Source organism: Sulfitobacter pacificus, from assembly GCF_030159975.1.
Lineage (GTDB): Bacteria > Pseudomonadota > Alphaproteobacteria > Rhodobacterales > Rhodobacteraceae > Sulfitobacter > Sulfitobacter pacificus.
Genome location: NZ_BSNL01000001.1, coordinates 1,012,421 through 1,026,088, shown reverse-complemented (window position 1 = coordinate 1,026,088; position 13,668 = coordinate 1,012,421). Strand labels below are relative to the sequence as shown.

General features: G+C 59.2%; 13 protein-coding genes. 10 read left to right on the top strand and 3 right to left on the bottom strand.

Going from position 1 to position 13,668, the window contains the following annotated elements; translation table 11 throughout:
* Positions 1-2 precede the first annotated feature (2 nt).
* Together QQL78_RS05195 and QQL78_RS05190 are read right to left on the bottom strand one after the other, a co-directional pair.
* On the bottom strand, positions 3-350 hold the full coding sequence (locus tag QQL78_RS05195) for a hypothetical protein (RefSeq protein ID WP_284371220.1): 348 nt from the start codon (positions 348-350) through the stop codon (positions 3-5).
* Positions 351-588: 238 nt separating this feature from the next.
* Positions 589-1,428, bottom strand: a complete 840-nt coding sequence (locus tag QQL78_RS05190; RefSeq protein ID WP_284371219.1) for a universal stress protein — start codon at positions 1,426-1,428, stop codon at positions 589-591.
* Between the two features lie 195 nt (positions 1,429-1,623).
* Here QQL78_RS05190 and ccoN point away from each other — a divergent pair, with 195 nt between their 5' ends.
* The 10 genes from ccoN (at position 1,624) to QQL78_RS05140 (ending at position 12,604) form a co-directional block, all read left to right on the top strand.
* Positions 1,624-3,228, top strand: coding sequence for a cytochrome-c oxidase, cbb3-type subunit I (gene ccoN, locus QQL78_RS05185; protein ID WP_284371217.1), 1,605 nt, complete (start codon positions 1,624-1,626; stop codon positions 3,226-3,228).
* A gap of 10 nt (positions 3,229-3,238) precedes the next feature.
* Entirely contained in the window at positions 3,239-3,997 is a 759-nt protein-coding gene (gene ccoO, locus QQL78_RS05180) for a cytochrome-c oxidase, cbb3-type subunit II (protein WP_284371215.1), read from the top strand.
* Between the two features lie 11 nt (positions 3,998-4,008).
* Positions 4,009-4,197 (top strand): cbb3-type cytochrome c oxidase subunit 3, encoded by a 189-nt coding sequence (locus QQL78_RS05175; protein ID WP_284371213.1) that lies wholly within the window; start codon positions 4,009-4,011, stop codon positions 4,195-4,197.
* Positions 4,194-5,087, top strand: a complete 894-nt coding sequence (ccoP, locus tag QQL78_RS05170) for a cytochrome-c oxidase, cbb3-type subunit III (protein WP_284371211.1) — start codon at positions 4,194-4,196, stop codon at positions 5,085-5,087. Before QQL78_RS05175 ends, ccoP begins: the two co-directional genes overlap by 4 nt.
* A 137-nt stretch (positions 5,088-5,224) precedes the next feature.
* Positions 5,225-6,718: a cytochrome c oxidase accessory protein CcoG gene (ccoG, locus tag QQL78_RS05165; protein WP_284371209.1), complete on the top strand. Its 1,494-nt coding sequence runs from the start codon at positions 5,225-5,227 to the stop codon at positions 6,716-6,718.
* A 1-nt stretch (position 6,719) separates the two neighbouring features.
* Positions 6,720-7,184, top strand: a complete 465-nt coding sequence (locus QQL78_RS05160) for a FixH family protein (RefSeq protein ID WP_284371207.1) — start codon at positions 6,720-6,722, stop codon at positions 7,182-7,184.
* Positions 7,181-9,376 carry a heavy metal translocating P-type ATPase gene (locus QQL78_RS05155; protein ID WP_284371206.1) on the top strand — a complete coding sequence of 732 codons (2,196 nt, stop codon included), beginning with the start codon at positions 7,181-7,183 and terminating at the stop codon, positions 9,374-9,376. Before QQL78_RS05160 ends, QQL78_RS05155 begins: the two co-directional genes overlap by 4 nt.
* On the top strand, positions 9,373-9,567 hold the full coding sequence (gene ccoS, locus QQL78_RS05150) for a cbb3-type cytochrome oxidase assembly protein CcoS (protein WP_284371204.1): 195 nt from the start codon (positions 9,373-9,375) through the stop codon (positions 9,565-9,567). Before QQL78_RS05155 ends, ccoS begins: the two co-directional genes overlap by 4 nt.
* A 1-nt stretch (position 9,568) precedes the next feature.
* Complete coding sequence (gene hemN, locus QQL78_RS05145) at positions 9,569-10,921, top strand: oxygen-independent coproporphyrinogen III oxidase (RefSeq protein WP_284371201.1); 1,353 nt, start codon at positions 9,569-9,571, stop codon at positions 10,919-10,921.
* Positions 10,922-11,008: 87 nt separating this feature from the next.
* Positions 11,009-12,604, top strand: coding sequence for a gamma-glutamyltransferase family protein (locus QQL78_RS05140; protein WP_284371200.1), 1,596 nt, complete (start codon positions 11,009-11,011; stop codon positions 12,602-12,604).
* Between the two features lie 193 nt (positions 12,605-12,797).
* Here QQL78_RS05140 and QQL78_RS05135 read toward each other — a convergent pair whose 3' ends face one another.
* Positions 12,798-13,427, bottom strand: a complete 630-nt coding sequence (locus tag QQL78_RS05135) for a methyl-accepting chemotaxis protein (RefSeq protein WP_284371198.1) — start codon at positions 13,425-13,427, stop codon at positions 12,798-12,800.
* Positions 13,428-13,668: the final 241 nt, after the last annotated feature.

Here is a 13,668-nt window from a genome sequence, read left to right as displayed (position 1 = left end):
GCCTAGTCACCGTCAGCGCGGCAGGAAAAGGGCACAAAGGTGCTGGCCATCCCCTCGTTCATGGTCATGATCGTCAGCATATTTGCCATATCAAACTCTGCCTTGCTGCGCGGGCAGACGGCAACCCTTTCGCGACATCCGGCGGCGAGGAAAGAGGCGTTCCGGGATAGAAATTTCTCGCTGACGTCCTGCTGATCAACAGCCAGATAAGCCGCGTCCCAAGCCCGCTTATAAAGCAGACATTTCTGCGCCCGCCATGTCAGCCCCTCATTGCTATGCCCTTCGGCCTGTGAACCATCAGAGACAAGCTGCGCGGCCATCAAAGCCAAAGCAAAACCGAACCGCCGCATCATTGACCCCTTGCTGCCCAATGCTCTGCGGGTTTTACACGCGGCGCAACTTCGCCTTCAAGGGGTCACGGCGTACGCGGCGGGGATATGCCACCGCTTCGTAAGGGCTTAACCGAAGTACCCCACGACCAATGGGCAGGGCGATCACAGATGCGACCACCCCGCCCGGCATTTCGAAAGCACGACTCTTCCTTCTCATACCAGCCTAGGGAGAACCTGTCTGATCCGGGGCTGCCCGCTAATGCGCCATGAACACCGGTACGGTGGCATCTGTCAGGATGCTGCGGGTGGTGCCGCCAAAGATCGCTTCGCGCAGACGGGAACGACCATAGGCCCCCATCACCATCATACCACACCCCAGTTCAGTCGCGCGGCGTTCCAACGTGGCGGCCACGCTACCGTCACTCTGATTACAGACCGAAAGCTCACATTTGATCCCCTGCCGCGACAGGTATTGCGCAAAGGCCCCACCGGGATCGGAACGATCTGGCGCATCCTTGGGGGGATCGACCATCACCACATGCACATAGGAGGCTTTGGTCAGCAGGGGCAGCGCCTGCCGGGCGGCCCGCAGCGCGGTCGCGCTCTCGTCCCAGGACACCAGTATCTTGCTGGGCGGGGCCGTCACCTGCGCTTCTTCGGGCAGCAAAAGCAGCGGCACACCGGCCTCAAACAGGATGGTTTCCGCCAGCCTGCGCGTGCGATCCTGATCGCCTGTACTGTTGATGCGGTGCTGCACCACCAGATCGCTGAACCGCGTGTGACGTGCAATTTCCGTGGCGCTGCTGGCCCCGCTGCCGACAATTGGCTCCACATGCCAGCGGATGTCTTCATCGGCCAGCTGCGCCGTGGCCAGATTGCCCAGCGCTTTGGCACGCTCCAGACTTTCCTCTACGCCAAGACCCATCGGGATCGGATCAAGGGCCGCGCCCATCATCGCGGTCTGATCAAACCCGATGGCAAGGGCCAATACATGTAGATGCGCGTCCAATGCCCGCGCCGTGCCGATTGCAGCCTCAAGCTGGCCCGGAGCCTGATCAATTTCGGTGATAATCGTGGTGACAGTTTGAATAGACATAAAGAGCCCTCCTGTTTCCGGTCTACTCTCACTGTGCCTTCCTATCTTCATGCCGTCTTTGACCTTGGCCAAGCAAAAACCACCCCGGCATTGACTCAGATCAAAGACCGCCCGGCCTGTCCTTGGGAAAAGGCCACATAGGAATGAACGCCCCAGCCCTGAATTTGGCTGCGGGTGAATAAAAGGGGCACCATTATGACGTCTGACTATTTCAAGCTGATCCTGCTGGCGGGGATTACGCTTTTTGCCGCAATAGCTGCCAGTTGGGGCCGCGATCTGGCTTATCAGGTGCATGCCTTCCTGATCATGGTCATCGCTGCCGGCATGTTCATCTGGGTGCTGCGTAATACCGACGAAGAGCCGCGCCCGCAGACTGATTCCAACGGCTATATGGACGACGTGATCCGCGCCGGTGTCATCGCCACCGCCTTCTGGGGTGTTGTGGGCTTCCTTGCCGGTACCTTCATCGCGTTCCAGCTGGCCTTTCCGGCGCTGAACTTTGAATGGGCGCAACCCTATGCAAACTTTGGACGTCTGCGCCCCCTGCATACGTCAGCGGTGATTTTTGCCTTTGGCGGCAACGCGCTGATCATGTCGTCTTTCTATATCGTGCAACGCACCTGCGGTACGCGCCTTTGGGGCGGCAATCTGCGGTGGTTCGTGTTCTGGGGCTATCAGCTGTTCATCGTGCTGGCCGCAACCGGCTATGTGCTGGGCTCGACCCAATCGAAAGAATACGCCGAACCTGAATGGTATGTGGACATCTGGCTGACCATCATCTGGGTTGCCTATCTGGTGATCTACATGGGCACGCTGATCAAACGGAAAGAAAAGCACATCTATGTGGCGAACTGGTTCTTTCTGGCCTTCATCATCACCGTTGCGATGTTGCACCTGATCAACAACCTGTCCCTGCCGGTCTCGATCTGGGGCTCAAACTCGATCCAGCTGTTCTCTGGTGTGCAGGACGCCATGACACAATGGTGGTATGGTCATAACGCCGTGGGCTTCTTCCTGACCGCCGGTTTCCTGGGGATGATGTACTATTTCGTACCCAAGCAGGCCGAACGTCCGGTGTTTTCCTATAAACTTTCGATCATCCACTTCTGGGCGCTGATCTTTCTCTACATCTGGGCGGGCCCGCACCACTTGCACTATACCGCCCTGCCCGATTGGGCTGCGACCCTTGGTATGGTCTTTTCGATCATCCTGTGGATGCCCAGCTGGGGTGGTATGATCAACGGCCTGATGACGCTGAATGGCGCATGGGACAAGCTGCGGACCGATCCGATCATCCGGATGATGGTGATCTCGCTCGCCTTCTACGGCATGTCGACCTTCGAAGGGCCGATGATGTCGATCCGTGCGGTGAACTCCCTGTCACACTACACCGACTGGACCATCGGTCACGTACACTCCGGCGTCTTGGGCTGGAACGGCATGATCACCTTTGCCGCCCTGTACTTCCTGACACCAAAACTTTGGGGGCGTGCACAAATGTACTCCATGTCTGCGATCAACTGGCACTTCTGGTTGGCCACCATCGGCATCGTTCTTTACGCCGCCTCCATGTGGGTCACCGGCATCATGGAAGGTTTGATGTGGCGTGAAGTCGACAGCCAGGGTTTCCTCGTGAACTCCTTCGCTGACACCGTGGCCGCGAAATTCCCGATGTACATCGTACGGGGCTTGGGCGGGGTCATGTATGTGGCCGGTGCGCTGATCATGGTCTGGAACCTGTGGATGACCATCCGTGGCGGAAGCCGTGTTGTCGCCCCTGTCGGTGTGCCGGCTGAGTAAGGAAAAACAAATGTCTGATAACGAAAAAACACCCCCGAAAAAGGGCTTCCTGGCCAAACACGCAATGGTCGAACGCTCGGCCACCTTACTGATGGTGCTGTCCCTCTTTGTGGTCAGCATCGGTGGGATCGTGGAAATCGCCCCCCTCTTCTACCTCGAAAACACCATCGAGGACGTCGAGGGGATGCGCCCCTACACCCCACTGGAACTGACCGGTCGCGAGATCTATGTGCGGGAAGGTTGCTATACCTGCCACAGCCAGATGATCCGCCCGATGCGCGATGAGGTGGACCGTTATGGCCACTACTCGCTGGCGGCGGAAAGCATGTATGATCACCCGCATCAATGGGGGTCGAAACGCACCGGTCCTGATGTGGCACGGGTTGGCGGGCGGTATTCGGACACATGGCATGTGGATCACCTGTCCGATCCGCAGTCAGTCGTGCCTGAATCGATCATGCCGAAGTATGCCTTCTTGGCCCGCACCCCGATTGATGGGAAATATGTTGAGGATCTGATCAAGACACATCGCGCTGTGGGTGTGCCCTATACCGACGAGATGGTCGAAAACGCCCGCGCCGATTTCAAGGCACAGGCCGATCCTGACAGTGATTATGACGGTTTGATCGAGCGCTATGGCGAAACCGCGAATGTCAGCAACTTTGACGGCCAGCCAGAGCTGACCGAAATGGATGCGATGGTCGCCTATTTGCAAATGCTGGGCACGCTGGTCGATTTCTCGACCTTCACCCCTGATGCAAGCCGCTAGGAGGCACGGATATGGAAACCTATTCATGGATGCGCGAATTCGCGGACAGCTGGATGTTGCTGGCGATGACCCTGTTCTTTCTGGGCGTCATCCTCTGGGCCTTTCGCCCAGGCAGCAAAGCCACCCATACCGATACGGCCAACATTCCGTTTCGCAACGAACAATCTCCCGATAGCCTCAAGAACGGAGACCCGTCATGAGCGACCCAACCGATAAGAAACCCATCGACGAACTGACCGGCACCGAAACCACTGGCCACGTCTGGGACGGCATCGAAGAGCTAAACAACCCCTTGCCGCGCTGGTGGCTGTGGTGCCTCTACCTGACCATCATCTGGGGCATCGGATATGCGATTGCCTATCCCGCGTGGCCGATGCTGACCAAGGCGACACCGGGGCTGCTGGGCTATTCCACCCGTGGTGAAGTGGCCCGCGACATCGACACCTTCCGCGAGGCAAGCGCCGCCCGTGATGCACAACTGGCAAGTGCGGATCTCAGCACATTGGCCGATAATGTTGAGCTGAACCGCTATGCGGTCTCTTCCGGCGCTGCGGTATTTCGCAACAATTGCTCGCAGTGCCACGGGTCCGGTGCGGCGGGAGCCAAGGGTTATCCCAACCTGTTGGATGATGATTGGCTTTGGGGCGGCGATCACGCCTCTATCGCCTATACCGTGCGCCACGGCATCCGTAACGAGGCCGATGAGGACGCGCGGTACTCCGAAATGCCTGCCTTTGGCGAATTGCTTGAAAAGGAAGACATTCCGGCCTTGGTCGAATATGTCCGCCAACTGGCTGGCGAGGAATATGATGCAGCGCTGGCTGGTCCGGGCGAGGCCCTTTATGCCGACAATTGTTCCGCGTGTCATGGCGACACCGGACTGGGTGATCGCGAGCAAGGTGCGCCGAACCTGACCGATGCGATCTGGCTTTATGGCGGGGATCGCGAAAGCCTGACCCAGACCATCACCTATTCCCGATTTGGCGTGATGCCACCTTGGGGCACCCGCCTGACAGAGGCGCAGGTGCAGGCCGTGGCCGCCTATGTCTATCAGCTGGGTGGTGGTGAGGCTGACAGCCCCGGCAACTAAGGCAGGCTGCACATGAAAAACGGCAGGGGCGCGTTATCGCGCCCCCTCTGCCAAAACCCAGATTTGTTGACACAGATCAATGCCGCGGTGCGCCACCGCCTGCATACCCGAACGGCGACCTCATACAGGAGCCTGTAATGGCTGACACCCCGCCTTCCCTTTACGCCGCCCGCGAACCGATTTTCCCGCGCCGCGTCACCGGCTTTTTCCGCACTTTCAAATGGTGGATCATGGGGCTGACGCTTGGCATCTACTATCTGTTGCCCTGGGTGCGCTGGGATCGCGGCCCCAACCTGCCCAATCAAGCGGTGCTTGCAGATCTGGAACACCGGCGCTTTTTCTTCTTCTGGATCGAAATCTGGCCGCATGAATTCTACTTCGTTGCGGGCCTGTTGATCATGGCGGGGCTTGGGCTGTTCCTGTTCACCTCCGCCCTTGGCCGGGTCTGGTGCGGCTATGCCTGCCCGCAGACAGTCTGGACCGATCTGTTCCTGCTGGTCGAACGCTGGGTAGAAGGCGACCGCAACGCGCAACTGCGGCTGCATAAATCCAAATGGACTTTCAAGAAATGGCGGCTGCGCCTCACCAAGTGGTTTGTCTGGCTCGCGATCTCTGTCGCCACCGGTGGGGCCTGGGTGTTTTATTATACTGACGCCCCGACACTGGCGGTCAATCTGGTCACGCTGAACGCGCCTGCGGTTGCCTATTTCTCTATCGCCATTCTGACGACCACCACCTTTATCTTTGGCGGTTTCATGCGCGAACAGGTCTGCATCTATATGTGCCCCTGGCCACGTATTCAGGCGGCAATGATGGACGAAGGCACCTTGACTGTCGGCTATCGCAAATGGCGCGGCGAACCGCGTGGCAAGCACAAGAAAGGGGCCAAGGCCGCCGCTGCCGCACAGGCCGCAACAGTCTATGACTACGCCAACCTGCCCGAAGCGGATCAGGGCAGCGGCGACTGCATTGACTGTATGGCCTGCGTCAACGTTTGCCCGATGGGCATCGACATCCGCGACGGGCAGCAGATGGAATGTATCACTTGCGCACTGTGCATCGACGCCTGTGACGACATCATGGACAAGATTGGCAAGCCGCGTGGCCTGATCGACTATCTTGCCCTTGAAGATGTGCCACCCCCGCCGGAGTCGCCCGAACGCGCCACATGGAAACCGCGTCCGATCTGGCAGCATGTGCTGAAGCCGCGCACGATCCTTTATACCGCTCTGTGGTCGATCATCGGCGCCGGGTTGGTGTTTGCCCTGTTCGTCCGCTCGGACATCGAATTGACCGTTTCGCCGGTGCGCAACCCGACCTATGTGATGCAGAGCGATGGATCAATCCGCAACATCTATGACGTGCGCCTGCGCAATAAATCCGGCGATGACCGGCTGTTCCACCTCTCGCTGACCTCTGAAGAAACCCTGCGCATCACGCTGGAAGGTACCGAAACCCTAAGTGTGCTGGTGCCGGCAAACCAGACATTGCTGCAACGGGTCTATGTCACCGCGCGGCGCAACGATCCGGCGGCGTCGACCGACCGCAGTGATCTGCGCTTTTGGGTCGAGGACCTTAGCACACAGACCCGCACCAGTGCGGCAACCATTTTCAACGGAAAGGAAGACTAACATGCAACGCACCCTCACCGGCTGGCATGTCTTCGCAATATTCGTCGGCTGTTTCAGCATCATCATCGCGGTGAACCTGACGCTCGCCTTTCAGGCTGTGAACACTTTCCCCGGATTGGTGACCAAGAACTCCTATGTCGCCAGCCAGAGCTTTGACGCGGATCGCGCAGCACAGGACGGGCTGGGCTGGACACTGGAAACAGATGTATCTGATGGGGTGCTGACCCTTGCTATCACCGACAGTGCTGGCACACCGGTGAATCCGAAGGTGATCAAGGCCACGCTGGGCCGGGCCACCCATGTTGCCGAGGACATGCTGCCGGAGCTGGTCTGGAACGGCACCGCCCTGACTGCCGCAACGCCTGTAGAAGCCGGATATTGGACACTGTGGCTGGAACTGGAAGCTGCTGATGGCACCCCATTCCGCCGCCGCATCCCCCTGCACGTGAGTGAACCCGCGTTATGAGCCTTGCTGAAAACCCCGGCCTTGCCGCCTGCCCCGGATGTGTGGCGCAACCTGCCGCCACCGGAAATGGCAACTCTGACCGTGCCGGTGAAACCCTGCACCTGTCCCTGCCAGCCATCCATTGTGCCGGATGTATTGCAACCGTTGAACGTGGCTTGCTGGCGCGGGATGATGTCTATGCCGCCCGTGTGAACCTGAACCGCAAGCAGGTGGAAATCACCCATTCCCCACTGACCGCGCCCGACACGCTGATCGAACTGCTGGGTGATCTGGGGATCGAGGCGCGGCTGCTGGACCGCGACGCCTTGGGCGATACCCGCGATGTTCAGGGACGCGCCCTGTTGTTGCGCATCGCCATTGCCGGATTTGCGATGATGAATGTGATGCTGATGTCTGTTGCCATCTGGTCCGGGGCCGGTGACGCCACACGCGCCCTGTTTCACTGGCTTTCGGCGGCGATCTCCCTGCCCGCAGTGCTGTTCGCTGCGCAGCCGTTTTTCCGCAACGCATGGGCCGCCCTGCGGGTGGGCCGGTTGAATATGGATGTGCCAATTTCGCTGGCTTTGATCCTTGCCTCCGGCATGTCGCTGTTTGAAACCGCCGCCGGGGGGCACGAGGCCTATTTCGACGCTGCCTTATCGCTGACCTTCTTCCTGCTCTGCGGGCGCTATCTGGACCACCGCTGCCGCAGCACCGCGCGTTCCGCCGCCCGCGAACTGGCCGCTTTGGAGGTGCCACGGGTGCTGCGCGAAACGCCGCAAGGGCGGGAAACCGTGAAACTCAGCGAGGCGCAGATCGGCGATCACATCGTGGTTCTGGCCGGTGCCCGCGCACCTGTCGATGGCACGGTGATCAACGGTGCAAGCACGCTGGACCGCGCGATCCTGACCGGCGAGAGCCTGCCGGTATCGGCCACAGTCGGCAGCGACGTAAACGCCGGTGAGCTGAACCTGAGTGGCCCGCTGGTTCTGCGCGCCACCGCGGTGGGCGCGGACACCAGCCTGCGCCGCATGGTCACAATGATCGACGCCGCTGAATCCGCGCGCAACCGCTATACTGCGCTGGCTGACCGCGCTGCACAGGTCTATGCCCCAGTGGTGCATCTGCTGTCTTTCGCCGCCTTTGTTGGATGGTTGTTTGCCACAGGGGATGCGCGGTTTTCACTGAACATCGCCATTGCCACGCTGATCATCACCTGCCCCTGCGCCTTGGGTCTGGCCGTGCCTGCCGTTTCAACCGCCGCTGCGGGCAAGCTGTTTCGCGCGGGGTTGCTGGTCAAAAACGGCACCGCACTTGAGCGGATTGCAGAAACCGATGTGGTGGTATTCGACAAAACCGGCACGCTGACCGAAGGCCAGTTGGAGGTCGCCACATTAGAAACATTGGACGACACCGCAAAATCAGTCGCCTTGGCCCTCGCGCAAAGTTCCACCCACCCTATAGCACAGGCATTGGCCATGGGGCTGACCAATGCGGCAACCGCGCCTGCGGCGCTGACGGATATTTCTGAAACGGCAGGTCAGGGATTGCGCGCAAAATTTGGCGATCAGGAGGTTTTGCTGGGCTCCGCCACCTTTACCAAGGCCGCACCAACAGACGCCCCCGGTGCATGGTTGCGCATCGGCTCGGATGCAGCTTTGCATTTGACCCTGAAAGGCAGCCTGCGCGAAGGGGCGGAACAGGTGGTGAAGACCCTACAGGAAAAAGGCACCGAAATTCATCTGATTTCGGGCGACACCCCGGCTGCCACCCAAGCTGTTGCTGAAACCCTGGGGATCACGCATTTTCATGCAGAACAAAGCCCCAAAGATAAAATCGCCTATCTCGACGCGCTTGCCGCGCAGGGACGTAAGGTGCTGATGGTTGGCGACGGGTTGAACGACACCGGTGCCTTGGCCAGCGCCTATGCCTCTGTCGCACCCGCTGCTGCGGCGGATGCGGCGCGCGCGGCCTCTGATGTTGTGCTTCTGGGCCGCAGCCTCGCGCCGCTGCCCGATCTGATCCATACATCGCGCAGCGCCAAACGCCGGATCCTTGAGAACTTTGCCATCGCCGCAGGATATAACGCGATTGTCATCCCGCTGGCAGTTGCCGGGTTTGTCACGCCTTTGCTGGCGGCCATTGCGATGTCCACCTCTTCCATCACTGTCTTGCTGAACGCGATGCGGGTCACACGCGGGGCCAAACAATGAATATTCTTGCCATCCTTATTCCAGTTTCACTGACCCTTGGCGGATTGGGTTTGCTTGCCTTCCTGTGGAGCCTGCGGGCCGATCAATATGACGATCTGGACGGGGCGGCATGGCGTATTCTTTTGGACGATGACACGCCGGAAATTGATGTCGATCAAAGACGGAAAACCGATCAAACGACAGAATCCTGAAATGATGAATTTTGATACCCTCAAAGCACGCGGATTGTTTGACGAACGCCTGCCCCGCTATACCAGCTATCCGCCCGCCCCTGCCTTTACGGCAGACGTCGGGGCCGATTTTCAGGCCGAAGCCATCGCAGCCCTTGAAGCTGACGCGCCGATCTCGCTCTATCTGCATATTCCGTTTTGCGAACGCCTGTGCTGGTTCTGCGCATGTCGCACGCAAGGCGTGCGCAGTCTGACGCCGGTGCAGGCCTATCTGGAAACCCTGCGCAAAGAACTGGCGCTGATCGCAACCCATCACCCCGGCAAGCTGCGCCTGAAGCAGATGCATTGGGGCGGCGGCACCCCGACGATCCTGCCCCCCGAGTTGATCCGCGAAGTCTCCGACATGTTGAGCGAGGTCTTTGTCATGGACCACGACACCGCGTTTTCGGTCGAGATTGACCCGACTTTGGTAGACGCCGACAAAATCGCCGCCTTGAAAGCGGCCGGTATGACACGGGCCAGCATCGGTGTGCAGGACTTCGCCCCGGTCGTGCAAAAATGCATCGGGCGGCTGCAGAGTTTTGAGCAAACCCAGGCGGCAGTGAACATGCTGCGGGGGGCTGATGTCGCCTCGCTGAACGTTGATCTGGTCTATGGGTTGCCGTTTCAATCCATCGAAGGGTTTGCCCAGACGCTACAACAGGTGAATGCGTTGCGCCCGGACCGTGTGGCGCTGTTTGGTTATGCGCATGTACCCCATATGGCAAAACGCCAGAACCTGATCCCCGAAGCCGCCCTGCCCGGAGATCGCGCGCGGTTTGCCCTGTTTAACAAAGCAACGGAGCTGCTCTGTGCAGATGGTATGGTGGCGATTGGGATTGATCATTTCGCCCGCCCCGAAGACAGCATGGCACAGGCCGCAGCCAATGGCAGGCTGCGCCGGAATTTTCAGGGCTACACTGTAGATGGATGTGATACCTTGCTGGGACTTGGGGCCTCTTCCATCTCGCGCTTCAAAGAGGGGTTTGTGCAGAATGCCGCGCAGACCGGTGATTACACCCGCCAGATCAAGGCCGGGAAACTGGCCGCTGTGCGAGGATACCGATTGACCGCCGAAGATCGGCTGCGCAGCCGGATCATTGAAATGCTGATGTGCGATTTTGCGATTGATTTCAAAGAGCTGAACCTGAACGAGGTGGACCGCGCCCGCTTTGCTCCGGCGCTGGACGCCTTGCGCTGCGAATGTGAAGGGATGTTTGAAGAAACCCCCGAACGTCTGAGCCTGACCGCGCAGGCGCGCCCTTTAGTCCGCCGGCTGGCGCATTTCTTTGACGCCTCCAACCCCGGTCACGCCGGTTATTCACGGGTGTCATAGGCTGGCCTTGCGCAGGATCCTGCTGGCGCTTTGGCCTTGGCGGGCGCTATGCTCTGGCAACCCTGACCTGCCCAAGAAAGCCAGCCCATGCAGCTATGTGCCAACCCGCCCTATCCTTCCCGCCGTTCTGCGGTTCTGGCCGATAATATGGTGGCCACCTCACACCCGCTTGCGGCGCAGGCGGGGTTGTCGATGCTGGCGCGAGGCGGCAATGCGGTGGACGCGGCCTTGGCGAGTGCTATTGCGCTGACCGTATTGGAACCCACCGGCAACGGCATCGGATCAGACGCCTTCGCGATTCTTTGGGATGGGGACGCATTGCATGGGCTCAACGCCTCTGGACGTGCGCCAGCGGCATGGGATGCTGCGCGGTTTACGGGGCTAAAGGAAATGCCATTTCGCGGCTGGGAATCAGTGACCGTACCCGGTGCTGTGTCCTCTTGGGTGGCCCTGTCGGAACGTTTTGGCACATTGCCTTTCGAAACCCTGTTCGAACCCGCCATCCACTATGCAGAAGACGGTTTTCCCGTCACACCGGTTATTGCCGCGCTTTGGGCCCGTGCCGCTGAGGAGCTGGGCCAGCAACCCGGATTTGCCGAAACCTTCATGCCGCAGGGCCGCGCGCCCAAAGCGGGTGAATATTTCAGCAGCCCCGGCCACGCCCGCACGCTGCGTTTAATTGCAGAAACCAAGGGCCGCGCGTTTTATGAGGGTGAGATTGCGCAGGAGATCGCGGATTTTGCCGCCCAACACGGTGCGGCGCTGTCACTTGCCGATCTGGCGAACCACCAGCCGGACTGGTGCGGTACAATTTCCAAGTCTTTCGACGATGTAACCCTGCATGAGATCCCGCCCAATGGTCAGGGAATCGCCGCCCTGATGGGGCTGGGCATCCTTGGCCAGACCAATATCCGTGATATGTCGGCTGATGATCCTGCCGCCTTTCATCTTCAGATCGAGGCGATGAAACTGGCCCTGCGCGACGCCGAAGCCTATGTTGCCGACCCGGCGGCAATGACTGGCATCAGCGCTGATGATCTGCTGGACGACGCCTATCTCGCATCCCGCGCACGGCTGATTGATCCCAACAGGGCGCAGGATTTTGGCGCAGGGGCGCCCAAACATGGCGGCACGGTATATCTAAGTGCTGCGGATGCCTCCGGGATGATGGTGTCATTCATCCAATCGAACTATGCTGGTTTCGGCTCTGGCGTAGTGGTGCCGGGCACCGGCGTTGCCTTGCAAAACCGTGGCGCGGGGTTCTCGCTGGATCCCAACCATCAGAATGTCGTCGCCGGGGGCAAACGCCCGTTTCAAACGATCATTCCCGGTTTCCTGATGCAAGGTGATGCGCCGCTGATGAGTTTCGGCGTGATGGGTGGACCGATGCAGGCGCAGGGGCATGTGCAAATGGTGTTGCGCACACAGCTGTGGGATCAGGACGTGCAAATGGCCGCTGATGCCCCGCGCTGGCGGGTGACCGACGGTCTGGGCGTGGCCTGTGAAACAACGGTGCCGGCAGCGACAATCACCGCTTTGCGTGCCTTGGGCCACAATATTTCGTTGGAAGCACCGGATAACGCGTTTGGCTTTGGCGGGGCGCAGCTGATCCACCGGTTGGGCACACGTGGGTATGCGGGCGGATCCGATCCACGCAAAGACGGGGCGGCTATGGGGTATTAACAGCCCGGCCTGCCGTTGCCCTCATGTTGTCTGGGCCCTTGGCCGCTTTCCGGGAAAAGGAATGGTCGGCTTCCTTATCCAAGACAATACCGGCGTGGCTTAATTCCGCTCTACTCACTTTACCCCTTCTGCCCCACTTTCATATTCAACGGTGCAAGGAGGCCGTGGTGGCAGGTTTGAAGCGGTCCGCGCACTATCCCTGCCGTTGCACGTCACTTACTTTTTCAGAGATCACATAGGCCCATTCAGCATTCTGATCTGCCAGCTTTTTCATCTCTTCCGCCACAACCGCAAATCCGCGCCCGGCATCACCGCTGCGGGCCGCCTCTATTCGGGCGTTGATGGATAACATCGTCAACTGCCGGATAGAGCCGGTAATCTTGCCTGTCAGGCCGATAATCTCTGAGTTGGACTCGCGGCTTTGCTGAAGGATGGCTTCCATTTCAGCGCGCAGGGACATTTCTTCTGTGGCGCTGACGATGAGGCCCTGAAGATGGGTCAAACTGTCATTTTCAAACACGGCACAGCCACGCTCGCGTACCCAGACGTAAGACCCGTTTTCATGCAGCATACGATAGGCCAGATCCCACAGCCCGCGTTTCTCTACCGCGCCCTCAATCGCTTCTGACAGGCGCTGCTTGTCCTCGGGATGGGCAAGATCGGCAAAGGCATGCACCCGGTTGCCAATCAGATCAGCCGCGTCGTAGCCCAGCAACTCTTTCACGCCGCCCTCGACCACCTGAAGGGTATGTTCGCTGTCGTAAAGACAGCGATAGGCGAAAGCCTCAATACTGGAGAAAAGACTATCTAAGACATCGCTCATTCCACGCCCTTCCGCCGGCCATCCTGTCAGAAAGGGACTTAGCAAACGGGTGTTAACAAAACTCTACCGTTTGAGCAGGTTACCCTGACAGAAGGCAAGGGTCAGTCTGCACCAAGAGCATGACCCAGATTAAAAATCTCATATTTTCTATAATTTTCAAATGGATGGAGTAAACCTTTCATACGAAAGCTATGAACAGAGCCCTCATTCAGATGGCAGGGTGCAAAAACGCCAAATGCCT

Coding starts and splice junctions, on each gene's coding strand:
- QQL78_RS05195 (WP_284371220.1), bottom strand. CDS start 350: ATGCGGCGGTTCGGTTTTGCTTTGGCTTTGATGGCCGCGCAGCTTGTC.
- QQL78_RS05140 (WP_284371200.1), top strand. CDS start 11,009: ATGCAGCTATGTGCCAACCCGCCCTATCCTTCCCGCCGTTCTGCGGTT.
- QQL78_RS05190 (WP_284371219.1), bottom strand. CDS start 1,428: ATGTCTATTCAAACTGTCACCACGATTATCACCGAAATTGATCAGGCT.
- ccoO (WP_284371215.1), top strand. CDS start 3,239: ATGTCTGATAACGAAAAAACACCCCCGAAAAAGGGCTTCCTGGCCAAA.
- ccoN (WP_284371217.1), top strand. CDS start 1,624: ATGACGTCTGACTATTTCAAGCTGATCCTGCTGGCGGGGATTACGCTT.
- ccoP (WP_284371211.1), top strand. CDS start 4,194: ATGAGCGACCCAACCGATAAGAAACCCATCGACGAACTGACCGGCACC.
- QQL78_RS05155 (WP_284371206.1), top strand. CDS start 7,181: ATGAGCCTTGCTGAAAACCCCGGCCTTGCCGCCTGCCCCGGATGTGTG.
- ccoS (WP_284371204.1), top strand. CDS start 9,373: ATGAATATTCTTGCCATCCTTATTCCAGTTTCACTGACCCTTGGCGGA.
- ccoG (WP_284371209.1), top strand. CDS start 5,225: ATGGCTGACACCCCGCCTTCCCTTTACGCCGCCCGCGAACCGATTTTC.
- hemN (WP_284371201.1), top strand. CDS start 9,569: ATGATGAATTTTGATACCCTCAAAGCACGCGGATTGTTTGACGAACGC.
- QQL78_RS05135 (WP_284371198.1), bottom strand. CDS start 13,427: ATGAGCGATGTCTTAGATAGTCTTTTCTCCAGTATTGAGGCTTTCGCC.
- QQL78_RS05160 (WP_284371207.1), top strand. CDS start 6,720: ATGCAACGCACCCTCACCGGCTGGCATGTCTTCGCAATATTCGTCGGC.
- QQL78_RS05175 (WP_284371213.1), top strand. CDS start 4,009: ATGGAAACCTATTCATGGATGCGCGAATTCGCGGACAGCTGGATGTTG.